At 60.2% G+C, this 17817-nt stretch carries 19 protein-coding genes and 2 tRNA genes; 12 read left to right on the forward strand and 9 right to left on the reverse strand.

The annotated features are described in order from the left end of the window. Positions 1-78 precede the first annotated feature (78 nt). The 4 genes from WI754_RS04210 to WI754_RS04225 all read right to left on the reverse strand — a co-directional run bounded on the left by WI754_RS04210 (position 79) and on the right by WI754_RS04225 (position 3942). The gene (locus tag WI754_RS04210; protein WP_349436408.1) at positions 79-819 is read right to left on the reverse strand and encodes an ABC transporter permease; all 741 of its coding nucleotides are present in this window, start codon (positions 817-819) and stop codon (positions 79-81) included. After that, positions 816-1754, reverse strand: coding sequence for an ABC transporter ATP-binding protein (locus WI754_RS04215; RefSeq protein WP_349436409.1), 939 nt, complete (start codon positions 1752-1754; stop codon positions 816-818). The genes WI754_RS04210 and WI754_RS04215 overlap by 4 nt, the downstream gene beginning before the upstream one ends. Then, positions 1751-2917 carry an ABC transporter permease gene (locus WI754_RS04220; protein ID WP_349436411.1) on the reverse strand — a complete coding sequence of 389 codons (1167 nt, stop codon included), beginning with the start codon at positions 2915-2917 and terminating at the stop codon, positions 1751-1753. The genes WI754_RS04215 and WI754_RS04220 overlap by 4 nt, the downstream gene beginning before the upstream one ends. A gap of 167 nt (positions 2918-3084) precedes the next feature. Then, positions 3085-3942 (reverse strand): ABC transporter substrate-binding protein, encoded by an 858-nt coding sequence (locus tag WI754_RS04225; protein ID WP_349437722.1) that lies wholly within the window; start codon positions 3940-3942, stop codon positions 3085-3087. A 428-nt stretch (positions 3943-4370) separates the two neighbouring features. Between WI754_RS04225 and WI754_RS04230 the strand changes: the two genes are divergently transcribed. The 3 genes from WI754_RS04230 to WI754_RS04240 all read left to right on the forward strand — a co-directional run bounded on the left by WI754_RS04230 (position 4371) and on the right by WI754_RS04240 (position 6602). After that, positions 4371-4676, forward strand: a complete 306-nt coding sequence (locus WI754_RS04230; protein ID WP_349436412.1) for a hypothetical protein — start codon at positions 4371-4373, stop codon at positions 4674-4676. A 424-nt stretch (positions 4677-5100) separates the two neighbouring features. Continuing rightward, the gene (locus tag WI754_RS04235; RefSeq protein WP_349436413.1) at positions 5101-5373 is read left to right on the forward strand and encodes a helix-turn-helix domain-containing protein; all 273 of its coding nucleotides are present in this window, start codon (positions 5101-5103) and stop codon (positions 5371-5373) included. Then, positions 5370-6602 carry a type II toxin-antitoxin system HipA family toxin gene (locus tag WI754_RS04240; protein ID WP_349436414.1) on the forward strand — a complete coding sequence of 411 codons (1233 nt, stop codon included), beginning with the start codon at positions 5370-5372 and terminating at the stop codon, positions 6600-6602. The genes WI754_RS04235 and WI754_RS04240 overlap by 4 nt, the downstream gene beginning before the upstream one ends. Positions 6603-7217: 615 nt before the next feature. On the opposite strand, the gene WI754_RS04245 is transcribed toward WI754_RS04240, so the two are convergent. The 3 genes from WI754_RS04245 to WI754_RS04255 all read right to left on the reverse strand — a co-directional run bounded on the left by WI754_RS04245 (position 7218) and on the right by WI754_RS04255 (position 9278). Next, positions 7218-7307: transfer RNA gene (locus WI754_RS04245), tRNA-Ser, on the reverse strand. A 115-nt stretch (positions 7308-7422) separates the two neighbouring features. Then, a complete protein-coding gene (locus WI754_RS04250) occupies positions 7423-8295 on the reverse strand; it encodes a restriction endonuclease (protein WP_349436415.1) in 873 nt (290 codons plus the stop codon). A gap of 47 nt (positions 8296-8342) precedes the next feature. Continuing rightward, positions 8343-9278 (reverse strand): site-specific integrase, encoded by a 936-nt coding sequence (locus WI754_RS04255; protein WP_349436416.1) that lies wholly within the window; start codon positions 9276-9278, stop codon positions 8343-8345. A 392-nt stretch (positions 9279-9670) separates the two neighbouring features. Between WI754_RS04255 and WI754_RS04260 the strand changes: the two genes are divergently transcribed. Together WI754_RS04260 and WI754_RS04265 are read left to right on the forward strand one after the other, a co-directional pair. Continuing rightward, entirely contained in the window at positions 9671-10135 is a 465-nt protein-coding gene (locus tag WI754_RS04260) for a helix-turn-helix domain-containing protein (protein ID WP_349436417.1), read from the forward strand. Further along, on the forward strand, positions 10132-10725 hold the full coding sequence (locus WI754_RS04265; RefSeq protein WP_349436418.1) for a PIN domain-containing protein: 594 nt from the start codon (positions 10132-10134) through the stop codon (positions 10723-10725). The genes WI754_RS04260 and WI754_RS04265 overlap by 4 nt, the downstream gene beginning before the upstream one ends. A gap of 253 nt (positions 10726-10978) precedes the next feature. Here WI754_RS04265 and WI754_RS04270 read toward each other — a convergent pair. Next, positions 10979-11068: transfer RNA gene (locus WI754_RS04270), tRNA-Ser, on the reverse strand. A gap of 289 nt (positions 11069-11357) precedes the next feature. Here WI754_RS04270 and rplU point away from each other — a divergent pair. From rplU to WI754_RS04290, 4 genes are all read left to right on the forward strand, one after another. After that, complete coding sequence (gene rplU / locus WI754_RS04275; protein ID WP_349436419.1) at positions 11358-11726, forward strand: 50S ribosomal protein L21; 369 nt, start codon at positions 11358-11360, stop codon at positions 11724-11726. 33 nt (positions 11727-11759) lie between these two features. Then, positions 11760-12029, forward strand: a complete 270-nt coding sequence (gene rpmA, locus WI754_RS04280; protein WP_037128768.1) for a 50S ribosomal protein L27 — start codon at positions 11760-11762, stop codon at positions 12027-12029. Between the two features lie 126 nt (positions 12030-12155). Continuing rightward, positions 12156-12788 (forward strand): GNAT family protein, encoded by a 633-nt coding sequence (locus WI754_RS04285; protein ID WP_349436420.1) that lies wholly within the window; start codon positions 12156-12158, stop codon positions 12786-12788. Continuing rightward, complete coding sequence (locus tag WI754_RS04290; protein WP_349436421.1) at positions 12785-13366, forward strand: GNAT family N-acetyltransferase; 582 nt, start codon at positions 12785-12787, stop codon at positions 13364-13366. The genes WI754_RS04285 and WI754_RS04290 overlap by 4 nt, the downstream gene beginning before the upstream one ends. 43 nt (positions 13367-13409) lie before the next feature. Here WI754_RS04290 and WI754_RS04295 read toward each other — a convergent pair whose 3' ends face one another. Continuing rightward, positions 13410-14270 (reverse strand): endonuclease/exonuclease/phosphatase family protein, encoded by an 861-nt coding sequence (locus tag WI754_RS04295; protein ID WP_349436422.1) that lies wholly within the window; start codon positions 14268-14270, stop codon positions 13410-13412. An 83-nt stretch (positions 14271-14353) separates the two neighbouring features. Here WI754_RS04295 and obgE point away from each other — a divergent pair, with 83 nt between their 5' ends. From obgE to WI754_RS04310, 3 genes are read left to right on the forward strand one after another with little or no spacing between them, the layout of a single operon-like run. Next, complete coding sequence (gene obgE / locus WI754_RS04300; RefSeq protein WP_349437723.1) at positions 14354-15364, forward strand: GTPase ObgE; 1011 nt, start codon at positions 14354-14356, stop codon at positions 15362-15364. Position 15365: 1 nt separating this feature from the next. After that, on the forward strand, positions 15366-16535 hold the full coding sequence (gene proB, locus WI754_RS04305) for a glutamate 5-kinase (protein WP_349436423.1): 1170 nt from the start codon (positions 15366-15368) through the stop codon (positions 16533-16535). Continuing rightward, on the forward strand, positions 16528-17808 hold the full coding sequence (locus tag WI754_RS04310; RefSeq protein ID WP_349436425.1) for a glutamate-5-semialdehyde dehydrogenase: 1281 nt from the start codon (positions 16528-16530) through the stop codon (positions 17806-17808). The genes proB and WI754_RS04310 overlap by 8 nt, the downstream gene beginning before the upstream one ends. Positions 17809-17817 lie beyond the last annotated feature (9 nt).

Raw genomic sequence — 17817 nt, forward strand, 5'->3', positions numbered from 1 at the left:
TTTCTCCAGCCCATGCAGATCATTTTGCGCGGGCAATAGCCAAGCCCCTCTAAATGGTCGACGAGCAACGCGCGTGATCTACAGGCCTGCCCGCCGCGCCATAACGGCCTCGATGGCCGACAAGCCGTCATAGATCAGCACGGCCAGCGCGCCGACGATCATCCCGCCCTGCAGGACGAAGGCGATATTGTTGGATTGCAGCCCGGCGATGATCACCTCCCCCAGCGTCTTTGCCGCCACCGTCGAGCCGATCGTCGCGGTGGCCAGGCTGATGACGACGGACAACCGAATGCCCGCCAGGATCACCGGCATCGCCAGCGGCAGCTCCACCTTGAAGAGACGCTGGCGATCCGTCATGCCGGCGCCGCGCGCTGCCTCCATCACGGAGGGCGGCAGGGTCGTGAGACCCGTCAGCGTATTCTCGAAGATCGGCAGGAGGCCGTAGAGAAACAACGCCACCAACGTCGGCTTCTCGCCGAAGCCGAGGGCCGGAACGGCCAGCGCCAGCACCGCCACCGGCGGAAATGTCTGCCCGACATTCACCAGGCTGCGCGACAACGGCAGGAATTCCGCCCCGAAGGACCGCGTGACGAGAATGGCGAGCGTCACGGCAACGATGATGGCGGCAATCGTGGCGATCGCGACGGTGCGCAGATGCAGGAGCGTCAGCGTCAGCAGGCCGCCCTGATTGTAGATCGCCGGCGCATTGTCCTGCACCAGCGGCTTCAACAGCGGCTCGAACCAGCCGGGCGAAACCAGGAATGCAATCAGGGTCGCCAGCAGCACGGCGCGCAGAAGAGAGGGACCCCAAACCCTCATTGCGGCTTTGCTGCGCGCTTGGCGAGCCCTTCCAAAGTGACCTTCCCGAGGATCGTGCCGTCAGCCGCCGCCACCGGCAACGCATCGCGGCCGGTCCAGAGCAGTTCGGAAAGCACGTCGCGCTGGCTCGTTTCCGCGCCAACGGGCTGTCCATCGGCAGTGCCGGGCTCCACCGCCTGCCCCGCCGTCTTGATCGACAGTAGCCGGAACGGCCGTTCGCTGGCGCCGATCAGGGTCTGGACGAACTCCGTCGTCGGATTTTTGACCAGCTCGGCGGGCGTGCCGTATTGAACGAGTTCGCCCTTGTCCATGACGGCGATCTTGTCGGCGAGATGAAACGCCTCGTCCATGTCGTGCGTCACCAGCACGATCGTGGTCTTCAAGAGCTTCTGGATGTCGAGCAGGTCTGCCTGCGCCTTTGCCCGGATGATCGGATCGAGCGCGCCGAACGGCTCGTCCATCAGGAGAACCTTCGGCTCCGCCGCCAGCGCCCTCGCCACGCCGACCCGCTGCTGCTGGCCGCCGGACAGCTCATGTGGAAACCGCGCCGCGAAGATGGCGGGATCGAGCTGGAACAACGCCAGCAACTCCGCCACCTTGGCATCGATGCGCGCCTTGTCCCAGCCGAGGAGCACCGGCACGGTGGCGATGTTCTGTGCGACGGTGCGATGCGGAAAAAGCCCGTGCCCCTGGATGGCATAGCCGATCCGTCGGCGTAGCTCGTAGCCCGGCATGGCGCGATTGTCTTCGCCGTCGAGGCGGATCGCGCCCGCGGTCGGCTCGACCAGCCGGTTGATCATGCGCAACAGCGTCGTCTTGCCGGAACCGGAAGTCCCGACAATGACGGTGACCGTGCGCGGCGCGATCGTCATCGTCACATTGTCGACCACCGCAAGGCCGTCGTAGCGCTTGGTGATGCAGTCGATCTCGATCATGCGGTCCTGCCTTGGTTTTTCGACGGCGTGGTCATTTCAATGAGGGCGTCGAGGACGATGGCCGCGGCAAAGGCAAGCACCACCGTCGGCACCGCGCCGAGAAGCACCAGGTCCATCGCCGTCTGGCCGATCCCCTGGAAGACGAAGACACCGAAGCCGCCGCCGCCGATCAAAGCCGCGATGGTCGCAAGGCCGATATTCTGGACGAGAACGATGCGGATGCCGGTGAGAATGACCGGCATCGCCAGCGGCAGCTCGATGCCGAAAAGCCTCTGCCGGTCCGTCATGCCGATGCCGCGCGCCGCCTCGTTGGCCTCGCGCGGAACGCCGGCAAGCCCGACTACGGTATTGGCGACCACCGGCAGCAGCGAATAGAGAAACAGCGCCACGAAGGCGGGAGCAGCGCCTATGCCGCGAATGCCGATCGCGGCAGCCCCCGGCACATGGACGGCGATCCAGCCGAGCGGCGCGATGAGAATGCCGAACAGTGCGATCGACGGGATCGTCTGGATGAGGTTCAGGGTGTTGAGCACACCGGCACGCAGGGGCTCGACGCGGTGGCAGAGAATGCCGAGCGGCAGGCCGACGACAACCGCGGCAAACAGCGACCCGAGCGCCAGCGCCACGTGCCTGCCCGCCTCCAGCCAGAACACGTCGGCGCGCCCCATATATTCCTTGAGGATCGACAGGCCATCCCAAAGTCCCGATATCAAGATCACCGCTGCGCCACCGAGCGTCATCAGCAGAAGCAGAACCCGTACGACCGGCAGCGGCCGCAACCGCGTAATCGAATCGGCGGCCAGCAGGGCATGGGCAAACAAAAGGATCCAGAAGCCGGATGCCGGCGATACGCGTGCATAGGTGTTTTCCGGCGGGGTCAGATGCGTCGCCGCCATGCCGATAAAAAGCGCAATGGCGGCGAGCGCAACCGCGGCGGTGACGAGCCGCAGCAGCGCCGGCGTTTTCAGAAGGATGACCGCGGCGGCGAGAACCATGAGCCCGATGAGGGCAACACCCGCCTCGCCGGGTAGCGCCGCAAGCATCGATTTCGCCTCGCCTGGCACGATGCGATTGGCGCGAAACGTCGCGAACGGTGCGACAAGCGTGCCATAGGCGACGAGAAGCGCGATGACCACGCCCAGTTTGTCAAAGCGAATGTTCAAGCGGCCATCCCCGTCATCCCGGCTACTGCATAATTCCTTAAATCGGTGTCGATTTAAGGATAAAATTATGCAGCAGTTTCAAAGTGCTACAGCGTCATTTGCGCGTCATATTTGACGCGCTGCGCTGTAAGGCCGGGTCCAGAGGGAACCGGCCGTTTCGCGGCAGCTTATTTCAGAAAGCCGTTCTTCTTCAGGAAATCCTCCGCGACCGCCTTGGCCGGCTCGCCGCCGACCTGGACGCGCCCGTTCAGATCCTGCAGCGTCACAAGGTCGAGCTTTTCGAAGACCGGCTTCAGCAGCGTCTCGATTTCCGGATGCTCCTTGAGCACCGCCTCGCGAATGATCGGCGTCGGCTGATAGACCGGCTGGACGGATTTGTCGTCCTCCAGGACGACGAGGCCCGACGGCGCGATGCCGCCATCCGTGCCATAGACCATGGCGGCATTGGCGCCATTGGTCTGGTTTGCCGCTGCCGCGATCGTCGCGGCCGTATCGCCGCCCGAAAGCGTGATCAGCTGCTCCGATTTCAGCGTGAAGCCATAGGCCGTCTGGAACGCCGGCAGGGCCGCCGCCGAATTGACGAATTCCGAAGAGGCCGCCAACACGACCTTGCCGCCGCCGGAGACATATTTGCCGAAATCGCTGAAGGTCTTGATCTTGTTGCCATCGGCCAGATCCTTGCGGACGGCGACCGCCCAGGTATTGTTGGCCGGCGATGGCGTCAGCCAGACGATCTTGTTGGCGTCGTAGTCAAGCTTTTTCGCCTGCTCGTAGCCCTTGGCCGCATCCTTCCAGAGCGGATCGTCGGCTTTTTCGAAGAAAAACGCCGCGTTGCCGGTATATTCCGGATAGATATCAATCTCGCCGGCGACGATCGCTTTGCGCACCACGGGCGTCGCCCCCAGCTGCACACGATCGGTCGTCTGAACGTTGTTGGCGTTCAGAACGGCGAGAATGATATTGCCCAAGACGCCGCCTTCGGTATCGATCTTGGAAGCGACGACCACCTGAGCATGTGCCGCCATGGCGGAAACGAGCACCGCAAACGCGGCCCCGATAAGCTTTGTGTTAAGATCCACGATACGTCTCCCTTGAAACAGTTCGCAATTTCTCCCACGGCTACCGACCTTCGTCGGGGCATAAACTGCCATATGTGGCGGGGATCGGAGAAAAATAGAGCACTTGGGAGCGAAATCGCGCAGTCGCATTGCAACCGCGCAGCAGCAAGCGCCGCAAAAACAAAGGAACTTGTTTGTTGCGGAAATCAGGTTCAGAGTCAGACGGTTATTTTTGGCGTATGAACGAGTTTCAAACGACCGCCGGCATCACGATAGAGCGAACGATACCCGAGGGTTGGCCTCGAGCCTTGGCCGCGCAGTTCGCCGGCATGACAGCGTCGCTAGATTTCGTCTGCTGAACGCCCCGCAGGCAGAAAGGGAGGAAAGAAATGCGAATGATGCTCAAGGTTTCGCTTCCCGTTGAGAAGGCAAACGCAGCAATCAAGGATGGCAGCCTCGTCACCAAGATTCAATCCATACTCGCCGATCTCAAACCCGAAGCAGCCTACTTCACTGAATTCGACGGGAAAAGAACGGGCCTGATTTTCTTCGACATGAAGGATACCTCGGAGATACCGGCCATTGCTGAGCCGTGGTTCCTTGCCTTTGATGCCTCTGTTGAGATCAAGGCGGTCATGAACGGCGATGACCTGGAGAGGGCCAGGCCCGGGATAGAGAAGGCAGTCAAGAGCTTCGGCTGAAGTGCGTCGGGCAGTCAATTGAATCCAAAGTTAATGCGACCTCGCCCAATGCGAGGTTTCGCAGCGCCTTCTCATGACGCTCAGCCAGCGCCAGAGCGCTGTCAGCGTGGCCCTGCGATGATTTGTGATCGTCGCCACTCAACGGCAAAAGGCGTCGGCTGACGCCGAGGCTTCGCAACGCATTTATGTCAGGTGCCAATGGCGGAGAGGGTGGGACTCTCCGCCAGATAGCTCCGCGATACCCCGAAAACCTGGGGCTCCGTCAAGTGCCTGCCTGCATTGCGGATCGTGCTCTACTTCGATGGCAAAAACTTCCCGATCGGGGTGAATTTACGTTTCTAAGGGCGACACTTCCCGCTCGGTAAGGATGGCATTGAAACTCAGAAAATCTTCCTGTACGGTAAGCCGATATAGGAGATGCTCGATGTTCAGATCCGCACGCGATTTCGGCGCTGCCGTCAGGGAAAAACGCAAAGGTCTTGGCTGGACCCAGACTGAGCTCGCCGCCCGTTCCGGCACGGGCGAACGTTTCATCGTCGAGCTCGAAGCCGGCAAGCCGAGCTGCCAGCTCGAGAAGGCGCTGATCGTCGCGCGCACCGTCGGCATCGAGATCGGTGACCTCAAAACAGCCCAAGTGTCTACAGCCGCGTTGGACGATGATCTTGGCTTCCTGCCGACCTTCGGTGATGGTCGATGACAACAATCTTCTACGAAACCTTCCCCGTCGCGCGGATGACGTTCGAAGGCGAATGGCGACTCGACTACGACCCATCCTGGGAAGCGCGCCGCTCGGCTTTCCCGATCTCGCTGACGATGCCGCTAGGCTCCGGACCGGTCGGCGCCGACAGGCTGCTGCCATGGCTCGCCAACCTGCTTCCGGAAACGCATCTCGCCGAAATCGGTCAGCGGCTGAAAGTCTCTCCTCAAGACATCGTGGGCCTGCTCGGCCACATCGGCCGAGACACGGCGGGAGCGCTCTCGATCGGCGAACCACGAAAGGCAGGCGTCAACCTCCAGCCCATTCCGGACGAGGCGACACTGGAGCGCATTCTCAACGAACTTCCCGCCAAACCCTTCCTGGTCGGTGAGCGAGGGGTCTCCATGTCGCTTGCAGGCGTGCAGGAAAAGCTGCCCGTCTTCGTTGATGAGAATGGCGCTATCTCGATCCCAGTCGACGGTACGCCGTCGAACCATATCATCAAGCCGGACACCGACCGTCTGGCTGGAAGCGTCGAGAACGAAGCCTTCTGCCTGGCCCTTGCACGGGCCTGCGGACTGGAAGCGGCCGAAGCCACGATCGGCGTAGCCGGCAAACGACGCTATTTGCTGGTGAAGCGCTATGACCGTTTCACGGACCCGCAGGGCGAGATCCGCAGACTGCACCAGGAAGACCTTTGCCAGCTAACGGGTCATTTTCCGTCGCAGAAATATGAGCGGTCTTCGACAGGCCGCGGTGTATCCCTGACGATGATGTTCGACGCCGTCAGCGATCTAGTTTCCCCCGCCGAGCGCCTGACGCTTCTCGATGCAGTGATTTTCAACGTGTTGATCTGCAATTCAGACTCGCACGCCAAGAACTACTCCATCCTGATCGGTGCCGGGGGATCTGCGAAGCTGGCGCCGTTTTACGATTTGATGTGTGCGGCGGTATACCGGCAGGTTGATCAGAGCCTGCCTCAAGGCATTGCCGGACGCTTCATCGCGCCTGACTTGAAGCGAGCCGATTGGCAAGCGTTTGCCGAGGAGGTCGGGTTGAGCGGCGCATCGACTGTCAGGCGCGTCCATGAGCTTGCGGCGGCAATTGGTGGCGCCAGCGAAGATGTTGCGAAACAGATCGTCGACACCGCTGGCGATCCGACGAGAGTCCTGGAGCGCATCACCCATAATATTCGGAAGCGATGCAGGCGCATTCAGGGGCAGATTTGAGCCTGATACACAAGCTCGAGAAACACCATCTCGGGATTACAGCCTGGGAAACATTGATTCTCACATGATTTCAATGGTTTATTGAAGTCGCCTTGAAGTCCCTCTGTTTTTCCGTCGCGAGCGATCGTGGATGCCACCTTTGCGCCCTGGCTTTGGGCCTCAGTCAACAGGGGTAGGCGGAGATAATTTCCGCTTTCGGCCCCAGTTCGGCCATGCCTTCATCGACAAAGGATACGGCGACTCCGCGCCCTCAGCTTAGTCGTTCGGGCTGTTTATTTGACTTCCTGAAAGCAGCCATCGAATCTGCTGAGATGAGCTGCGTTTGCGTTCGCCCGCCTTAGCAAATGACGCCCATCGCTGCTCAGAAAAAAACGAGCGAAGAAACAAGCTGGACCATTGCCGCTAGAGCAGCGATGACGTCGATCGCCATCACAAAATTCCCAGCCAGATTCGATCTTGAGTTTGAAGACGTCAAAAGACCGTAGTTACTGATCGCTGAGGCCCTCGGTTGCGCCTTGGATGTGGCCCTAGTTAATGGAAATGCATACACTCGGCCGGCCTACGCCACCCCGACGATATCAAATCAAACCTATCTAGTTGAAAATTAAGAAAGAATGGCGGAGAGGGTGGGATTTGAACCCACGATACCCTTGCAGGTATGCCGCATTTCGAGTGCGGTGCATTCGACCACTCTGCCACCTCTCCGGATGATTTGGTCGGCGCCTTCAAGCGCGAGGCGGTTCATAGCGGCAGTTTGGCGGGATGACAAATATCCGCTCGGAGCGGCATGCAGACGTGCCGGAAGCGTGCCGAACTGTTCTCACGTCGGCCAATAGATCCGCTTCAACGGAAGAAGCTGCTGGGTTTCCACGTCAAGCTTTTCGTAGTGCTCGATCAGCGCCTCGACGAGATTGTCGATGGTCATCAAGGCAAGCGGCACGTTCGATCGTTCCGCCTCATAATAGGCTTCTCGCGTAAAACCTCCGGTCGAGACATAGAGACCTCTGTCCTGGGCATGACGCTGTCCACCGATGAAGCCTCGAATCGCCGGCGCGCCGATGGCGCCCTGGCGATGCTTCACTTCGACGACAATCTTCGGCGCCTGAAAGCCGAAGCCGTCCGGAGAAGCGACGATGTCTTTGCCGCGGTCCGGGCCCACGGGTGATACCTGCGTCTTGTAGCCCATGGCTCGAAGAAGCCCTGCAACAAGTTCCTGCATTTCGTCCCAATCCAGGGCAGAAATACGATCCTTCGTGAACTCGACGGCCTTGGCCTGAATATTGCGGAAGATGTCTTCTTCTGCTTCTGGAGCTTGGTCGACTGCGACCGGTGGCTCGTGCGAACGGAAGGCCCGACGAAGATCTTCCATGACTTCGGCTGACAACAGGAAGAGAGCGGAGATCGCGCCGAGCGTGTTCTTGCTTGCAGCGGACAATAGATCTCTTGATACCTCTCCTTGCCATTTTACGGAGCGCAAATTGGGGTCTTCTGGATCGAATGTCTCGTCAAATCGATAGTCGCCGACCACTGCCCCTATGAGGTAGACGCGCCTGGAGGGATCATATGTGACGATGTCGTCACCGATCTTTATCTCGGATCGAAAACGGTAAATTTGTCCGGTCGACATCGCTATGCGCTGAGGCTTCCAATCCGGCCACGTCTGGGTAGTCTGTTCGGAAATTTGCTCAGCCAACAGGCGGCATCATGTTCGATCGCGAGTATTTTTTCTAGGACCTCGACTTATCCCAGACGACCCACGAGATCGTCGGCACTGAGGTGCGTATATCGCTTCAGCATCCGGAACTCTTTATGCCCTGAAATGCTGCTCACCTCGATCACGTTGAGACCGCGCTCGAACAGGCGGCTAACACCTTCGTGACGTAGATCGTGGAAGCGGAGCCCTGCTATTCCAGCACGTATCAAGAGACGACGCCAGACCTGCTCCAGCGACCCGGCATTCATTGGGAAGACGAGGAGCTGCTCGACATCAGCTCGCGCCTTCCACTCCGTCAGCGCATCAAAAGCTCGTTGTGACAGAGGCACCTCGCGCCCAGATCCGTTTTTTGTCATCATCAAGGAAATGATCCGGCGATTGCGGGAGATGTCGCTCCATTGCAGCCCCAGGATCTCACCACGGCGCATCCCGGTTTCAATGGCCAGGACGAGCAGCGTCCTGAAAAAGGGGATCTTGCCACCGTCGCATGCGTCGAGCAGACGCTGCTCCTCGTTGCCCTCAAGACGACGCTTCCGTTCGTTTCGAATGACTGGGCGTCGCACGAGCTTCACGACGTTCCGACCAAGCGGCAGGCCCCAGTCACGGATCGCGACTTCCAGCACGTGACTGAGGATGGCGAGCTCGCGCACAGTGGTAGATGGAGCTACGGTCTTAAGGCGCTCATCTCGGAACGAGGAGATGTCCTGCGGTGAGAGTCCGACCATAGTCCGGTAGGAGATGTCATGACGCTTGAGCACGTCGATGCGCTGGATCTCCTGGACCGATCCGCGCTTGGTGGGCGACACTTCGGTCTTGTAGCGCTCCAGGAGTTCGCTGAGCGTCGTGCTCTCGAGGATACGAGTGTCTGGCGCGGCACCGAACCGATCGACCTGAGTCTCAAGCTCACGCGCCCACTTCTCGGCTTCGGGCTTGCTGTCGAACGACTTGCAGCGAGGCTTCATGCCGCGCCTGCGCACCTGTGCTTGCCAGCGCCCTCTGAGTTTTCGGATCGTCGCCCTGTGATCTCCAATGGATATTGAAAGATCATGCGTAGGATGCCCCTGGAGGGGAGCCAAGGAGTATCCCGGCCCCGAGAAGCGGTTGCTTGACAGCGTCCAACAGAGCTATTTCAGCAGTTAAGCGCTTCTGCAGACCTCCTTATGCAAGCTACCATGAATTATAATTGCTCGATCGTGTCGGAGGATTGCGTCGGATTGCGCATTGGAACCATTTCCATTTACGTTTGTTTCATTTATTGCGCTTATTGCGATTAATGAGTGACAATAATGGCCGATGGTAGTATCACTGATTTGCACGAGGCTCACCACCTCGGCGACCACCACAGGAGATTGAAATGCTTGCACTCATGGACCAAACGCGTGAGCCGTTTGTCGCTGATGAGGCGGAAGCGGTTATCGCACGAAAGGCTGCCGATAAGCTGAAAGCTGTGGCAGAAGCTAATGAAGGCGTGAAGATCACGTTAGATGGAAAAGAGGACAAGAAGATTATTGTCCCTTTGCCAGCGCGTGCCGTGGCGCTCATTTACGAAGTATTGGAGGCTATGGCTAATCGCACGCCAATGTCTCTAATCCCACACGATGCTGAGCTTACAACACAGCAAGCGGCGGATTATTTAAATGTTTCGCGGCCGCACCTAATACGTCAACTTGAAGCAAACAAACTTCAGTATCGTAAGGTTGGAAGTCATCGACGAGTTAGGTTTTCTGACCTGATCGAATATGAGAAGGCTTGCAAGCACGAACAGAAAAAGGCGCTTCTCGATCTAAATGAAGAAGCAAAACGGCTTGGGCTTGAATGATTTCGACCTTTACTGCGCTTATTGACGCGAACGTATTCTATGGCGCGAGGCTGAGAAGCCTCGTGCTTTTTATTGCGCAATCGAAGATATTCCGAGCCCGTTGGTCCAATGACATCCACGAAGAATGGGTTCGAAATCTTATAAAGAACAGGCCAGATTTGAAGCCGGCAGATTTGGATCGAACAAGACAGCTTATGAACGCTGCGGTTCCAGACTGTCTCGTCGAGGGATATGAGCCCCTAATAGCGGGCCTCCAGTTGCCCGACCCTGATGATCGCCATGTCCTTGCGGCGGCGATAATGACGCGCGCGAACGTTATCGTAACGTTTAACGAAAAAGATTTCCCTGCTGAAGTAATTGCGCCTTTCCGTCTGCACACGAAGCATCCTGATGATTTCCTCGTTGAGGCATATAGCCTGTCCCCCGAAGACTTCGCAGACGCAGTCCGGAATGATTTCATGCACTACGGAAAGCCCCCGCTCGTCTATGAAGATTATCTTGCGAGCCTTGCGAAAGCAGGTGTTCCGAAAATCGCTAAGATCCTGGAGCCGTTCAAGGTTCTCATGCCCTCCGAGAATAACGGTGCGTGAGCACGTGTAATTCTACCGATCAGACAGAATTGCGCCCTGCTCGGAGCGTCTTAGCGCTTCATCGAGAAGCCACTCACCTGACCGAAATCGATCAGGAGCGCCTTGATCAAACCGTGGCGTGGCTCGATGAAATCTCACAAGGGCGTGCCGCAGTTGTGGCTCATGTCGAGAGATTCAACAGAACCGGCGCACTCTGCGGCTCCACATGCGTTCCGAAAAAGTCATTAACATGCTAGAACTATTTAGGAAAGAATGGCGGAGAGGGTGGGATTTGAACCCACGATACCCTTGCAGGTATGCCGCATTTCGAGTGCGGTGCATTCGACCACTCTGCCACCTCTCCGGATGATTTGGTCGGCGCCTTCAAGCGCGAGGCGGTTCATAGCGGCAGTTTGGCGGGATGACAAGGGGTAGGGGCAAGGAATATTTGACGAATTCGTGACGCCTGCCTTGACAGTTTTCGCAGCTTCCATTAATCCGCGCAATTGAAGTGGTGTGGCTTGTCCTCGCCGCGCCGGGTGTCTATTGCGCCCGTTCACCGGCAAGGTCCTGAGGCCTTGTCATGTCCGACTGGCAAAAAGACGGCCCCGCTTCTAAGGCGGAGAGCCGGAACGAACATGAAAGGATAAAAAATGTTCGCAGTCATCAAGACCGGCGGTAAGCAGTACCGCGTGGCCGCCAACGATGTCGTCACGATCGAAAAGCTCGACGGCGTAGCAGGCGACAAGATTGAATTCACCGAGATCCTGATGGTCGGCGTCGGCGCAGACGCAACCATCGGCGCTCCGTTTGTCGAAGGTGCCGTTGTCAGCGCCGAAGTTGTGGAACAGGGCCGCGCCAAGAAGGTCATCGCCTTCAAGAAGCGCCGCCGCCAGAACTCGAAGCGTTCGCGCGGTCATCGCCAGCATCAGACGACTGTCCGCATCCTGGACATCGCTGCCGCCGGCAAGGCGAAGAAGGCTTCGAAGAAGTCCGAAGCCGCCGCCGAAGCTGCAAACTGAGACAACGGATCTAAGGTTTAAAGGAGAACACCAATGGCACACAAAAAAGCTGGCGGTTCATCGCGTAACGGTCGTGATTCCGAGTCCAAGCGCCTTGGCGTGAAGAAGTTCGGCGGCGAAGTCGTCATTCCGGGCAACATCATCGTGCGTCAGCGCGGTACGCAGTGGCATCCGGGCGCCAATGTCGGCCTCGGCAAGGATCACACGATTTTTGCGCTTACGGCGGGCAACGTGGACTTCCGTACGAAGGCCAATGGCCGCGTGTACGTGTCTGTAATGCCGAAAGCCGAAGCAGCGGAATAAGCCGGTAGCGCTCTAAAACAGCCGGCGTCTCATCGACCCGGCTGACCGCACCTGGTTCAGGCCAAGATCAAAAGGGGAGATGGGGCAAGACCCAACTCCCCTTTTTCACGTCTTGGAGGACTGATCATGCAGAGCGAATTGATGAGGGAGAGCCAATCGCGGTCTCCCGAAGAGAGGCCAAGGCCTCAGCGGTCAAGGACCGATTGCCCGATATTGTTATCGCCCCGGCTCGTTTTGCGCGCGCCCCATGAAGACGATATCGACGCCCTTGCCCATCTTGCCAACAACGCCAATATCGCCACCATGGTTTCGCGCATGCCGCACCCGTACACGGTGGCCGATGCCGCGGATTTCGTACGCCGTACGAAGACGGGCGCGATTGGCAAGTGCGTCTATGCGATTACCAAAGCGGATAATGGCGCATTCCTGGGCTGCTGCGGTATCGAGCCGCATCCCGACGGTAGGACGGCGGAGCTCGGCTATTGGCTGGGCGAGCCGCACTGGAACAAGGGCTATGCCACGGAAGCCGCCCAAGCGCTGACCGACATGGCCTTCCGCACCCGCGACATCGACCAGATCGATGCGCGCTGCCGGGTCATGAACGTCGCCTCGCGGCGGGTCATCCAGAAATGCGGCTTCCAGTTCCAGGGATCAGGCATGGTCGACAGCCTGGCGCTCGGCGGCATGATGTCGGTCGAATGGTACCGGCTCGACCGCAAGACCTGGATGTCGCTGAGAAGCTGGGGAGGTCTGCGATGACCGCTCACCTTCGAGAGCGGCCTAAGATTGCGGCCCGCCCCGATCCCGGCCCCTGCCCGGTCATCGAAGGCACGCGATTGGTCCTGCGTCCGCACCGGCTTTCCGATGCGGACGCAGTGGCTCAGTCGCTTGGTGACTACCAGGTCTCGCGCATGCTCGCGCGGGTCTCGGCACCCTACCATCGGCAGGACGCCCTCGACTGGCTGATTCAGCAGAGTTCGGGGCTCAATGCCGGCTGGACACTGGCGATCACCACCGGTGACGATGTCCATATCGGCTGCGTCGGCATCGAGCTGCGGCACGGCCAGTGGCATCTCGGCTACTGGCTGAACCGCTTCTACTGGGGTCGTGGCTACGCCAGCGAGGCGGCCTATGCGGCGATGGAGCGGTTTTTCCGGCGTATGCCGGACACCGTCCTGCACTCCGGCGTTTTCGCCGACAATGCGGGCTCGCTGAAGCTGCAGAAGAAGCTCGGCTTCGAGATCACCGGCTGCGCCCAGATCTATGCGCTGGCGCGCAACAGCCTGGTGAGCCATATCGAAACCCGCATCACGGCGGGCGACCTGCGCAAGCCGTGACACGAGATGAAGCCCGCGGCAGCGATGCCGCGGGCTTTTGCTGTCATGCAAGTTCGAAACCGACGGGTAGATGATCGGAGCCCGCCGCGTCAAAATCGATCCACGCATCCTTCAATCGCGGCGCGAGCCCGGCACTGAGGAAACAATAGTCGAGATGCATGCGCCTGTTATGATCGGCGGGATCGATCCAGCTGTAGCTGTCCGGCGTCAGCCGGCCGAGCTGCGCCAGGGCATCGACCGGGTTTTCAAGGCGCAGCGAGCGTCCGTAAAAGGCGTCGCGCGTGCCGGCCATCGCGCAATATTCGGGGCTCTCCGGCACCATGTTGAAATCGCCCATCAGGACGAAATCGTCCGGATGCGGCAACTCGTCGAAACCGAAATCGGCGCCTCCGGTCATGGCGCCGCCTTCGATGCCATAGGAAATCGCCCTCGCCTTCAGGTAGGAAATCTGGGCGATGCGTTCGGCAGGATAGACATGGTCGAGATGAACCGAATAGACGCGCAGCGGACCGGTTGGCGTATCGATCAGCGCTTCGGTTGCGCCCCGCTGCAGGTTGATCGGCGAGATCGTGCGGGTGCGCGGCAGGGGAAGGAGGCGGGTGGACAAGATCGGGAAGCGCGACAGGATCATGTTGCCGCACTGGAAGCGGCGTTCGATGGCACGGCCATTCTCGATCGCCGATCCGGCATCGACCTCGCAGGCCGGCCAGAAGGCACAGAAGTATTGCGGCTTGAGATCGCGGAAAATCGCGACAAGATCGGCATGGCCGTTGCGATGAAAATTCCGTGTCACTTCCTGCAGCGCGATGACGTCGGCGCTCTCAAGACTTCTGGCAATGCGTTCGGGGTCAAAACGGCCGTCGAGACCGACGCCGTACTGGATGTTATAGCTCAAAAACTTCACGATATTCTTTGACCTCCGGGGTAAGCGCCTATATCGATGGCGGCAAATACGGCAGGCAAATACACAAACCAGATGGCAGTGCGATGAAATTTCTCGACGAAGCAAAAGTCTATATCCGCTCGGGCGACGGCGGTGCTGGCGCTGTGTCGTTCCGGCGCGAGAAATTCATCGAATTCGGCGGCCCGGACGGCGGCGATGGCGGCCGCGGCGGCGATGTCTGGGTCGAGGCCGTCAACGGCCTGAACACGCTGATCGATTTTCGCTTCCAGCAGCATTTCAAGGGCGGCACCGGCATTCACGGCATGGGCCGCAACCGCACCGGCGCCGGCGGCGCCGACGTGACGTTGAAAGTGCCGGTCGGCACGCAGATTTTCGAGGAAGATTCCGAAACACTGATCATCGACATGATCGCAGAGGGCCAGCGCTTCCGGCTCGCCGCCGGCGGCAATGGCGGCTTCGGCAACGCGCATTTCAAGTCTTCGACCAATCAGGCCCCGAGCTGGGCCAATCCCGGCCTCGAGGGCGAGGAAAAGACCATCTGGCTGAGGTTGAAGCTGATCGCCGATGCCGGCCTCGTCGGCCTGCCCAATGCCGGAAAGTCGACCTTTCTCGCAACGACGACACGCGCCCGGCCAAAGATCGCCAACTATCCGTTCACGACGCTGCATCCGAATCTCGGCGTCGCGACCATCGATGGCCGCGAGTTCATCCTTGCCGATATTCCAGGCCTGATCGAGGGCGCCCATGACGGCGTCGGCCTCGGCGATCGTTTCCTCGGCCATGTCGAGCGCACGCGCGTCCTGTTGCATCTCGTCTCGGCCCAGGAAGAGAATGTTGCCAAGGCCTACAAGACAGTGAAACACGAACTCGAAGCCTATGGCGGCGAGCTCACGGACAAGCCGGAGATCGTCGCCTTGTCACAGATCGACGTGCTTGATCCGGACGAGCTGAAGAAAAAACAGAAGGCACTCGCCAAGGCCAGCGGCCAGACGCCGCTGCTCCTGTCGGCCGTCGTCGGCACCGGCATGACCGATACGCTGCGGGCGCTGCGCGACGTCATCGTCCGCGCTCAGACCTACGGGGACGAAGACTGACATGGCCACGACCCGCAAACCGCTGGAAAAATACCGCCGGATTGTGATCAAGATCGGTTCGGCCCTGCTCGTCGATCGCAAGACCGGCCTGAAGAAACAATGGCTGAACGCCATGTGTGCCGACATCGCCGCGCTGAGAGCCAAGGGCGTCGACGTTCTCGTCGTCTCCTCCGGTGCCATTGCGCTCGGCCGTTCGGTACTCGATCTCGCCCCTGGTGTGCTGAAGCTCGAGGAAAGCCAGGCGGCCGCGGCGGTCGGCCAGATCGCGCTCGCCCGCGCCTGGTCGGAAAGCCTGTCGACCGACGAGATCGTCGCCGGCCAGATCCTCTTGACGCTGGGCGACACCGAAGAGCGCCGCCGCTATCTCAACGCCCGCGCGACGATCAGCCAGCTTCTCAAGATGGGAGCCGTGCCGATCATCAACGAGAACGACACGGTCGCCACCACCGAAATCCGCTATGGCGACAACGATCGGCTGGCCGCCCGCGTCGCCACCATGACCGGTGCTGATCTGCTCGTCCTTCTCTCCGACATCGACGGGCTCTATACGGCTCCGCCGCATCTCGATCCCAATGCCCGTTTCCTCGAAACCATCGCGGAAATCACCCCGGAGATCGAGGCGATGGCGGGCGGTGCGGCATCCGAGCTGTCGCGCGGCGGCATGCGCACCAAGATCGATGCCGGCAAGATCGCGACCGGTGCCGGTTGCGCCATGATCATCGCCTCCGGCAAGGCCGATCATCCGCTGTCGGCGATCGGCGCCGGTGCCCGTTCCTCCTGGTTCGCGCCCTCCGGATCTCCGGTCACGGCGCGAAAGACCTGGATTGCCGGGCAGTTGCTGCCGGCTGGTACCCTTGCCATCGACGCCGGCGCCGAAGCGGCGCTTCGCTCGGGCAAAAGCCTGCTTCCCGCCGGCGTCCGCCAGGTGACCGGCTCCTTCAGCCGCGGCGATACGATCGCCATCATCGGCGCCGAAGGCCGCGAGATTGCCCGCGGGCTGGCCGGCTACGACGCCGACGAAGCGCGGCAGATCGCCGGCAAGAAATCGGCGGAAATCGCCGTTATTCTGGGATACGCAGGCCGCGCCGCGATGGTGCATCGCGACGACATGGTGATGACGGCACCGGCAAAGCGGGGAACGGATGCGGTGAGGAGCGACGCGCATGCTTGACGACGTGAGGAAAAAGGAAATCCAGGAACTCATGGCCGTGATCGGCAGGCAGGCCCGCGCCGCCAGCCGCCCGCTCGCCACCGCTTCCGCCGAACGCAAGCACGCGGCCCTCGTCAGCATGGCAAGCAATATTGTTGCCCGCAAGGACGACATCCTTGCCGCCAATGCGCTCGACCTGGAACATGCCCGCGAAACCGGTGTTGCCGCCTCGTTCCTCGACCGCCTGACGCTGTCCGAAAGCCGCGTGCTCGATATGGCCAACGCCATCCGCGCCATTGCCGAGCTTCCGGACCCTGTCGGCGATATCATCGCCGAATGGGATCGACCGAACGGCCTGCATATCGAGCGGGTCCGCACGCCGCTCGGCGTCATCGGCGTCATCTATGAAAGCCGCCCCAATGTGACGGCGGATGCCGGCGCGCTTTGCCTCAAGGCGGGCAATGCCGTGATCCTGCGCGGTGGGTCCGACAGCCTGCATTCATCGCAGGCTATCCATGCCTGCCTGGTACAGGGGCTGAAGGATGCCAACCTTCCAGAGCATGCGATCCAGATGGTCCCGGTCGCCGACCGCTCCGCCGTTGGCGCCATGCTGACGGGTCTTGGCGGCACGATCGACGTCATCGTTCCGCGCGGCGGCAAGAGCCTTGTGGCTCGCGTCCAGAACGAAGCGCGCGTTCCCGTCTTCGCCCATCTCGAAGGCCTGTGCCATGTCTATGTCGATGCTTCGGCCGATCTGGAAATGGCGATGAAGATCGTCGTCAACGCCAAGATGCGCCGCACCGGCATTTGCGGCTCGGCCGAGACGCTGCTGATCGACCGAAAGGCGAAAGATAAATTCGTCGCACCCCTCATTGCCGTGCTTCGTGATGCCGGTTGCGAAGTGCGCGCCAGCGACGACATTCGCGCTATCGTGCCGGGGCTGATTGCGGCGACGGAAGAGGATTGGGCGACGGAATATCTCGACTCGATCATCTCGGTGACGCTCGTCGATGGCATCGATGGCGCCATCGACCACATCGCCACCTGGTCGTCGTCCCATACGGAAGCGGTGATTGCCGAGGATCCGGCCGTCGTCGAACGCTTCTTCGCTGAAGTCGATTCCGCCATCCTGCTGCACAATGCCTCGACCCAATTTGCCGATGGTGGCGAGTTCGGCATGGGCGGCGAGATCGGCATCGCCACCGGCAAGATGCATGCGCGCGGCCCCGTCGGCGTCGAACAGCTGACCTCGTTCAAATACAGGGTGCGCGGCACCGGTCAGGTGCGGACTTAAGTGCATCAA

The sequence above is a fragment of the Pararhizobium sp. A13 genome (assembly GCF_040126305.1).
GTDB lineage: Bacteria > Pseudomonadota > Alphaproteobacteria > Rhizobiales > Rhizobiaceae > Pararhizobium.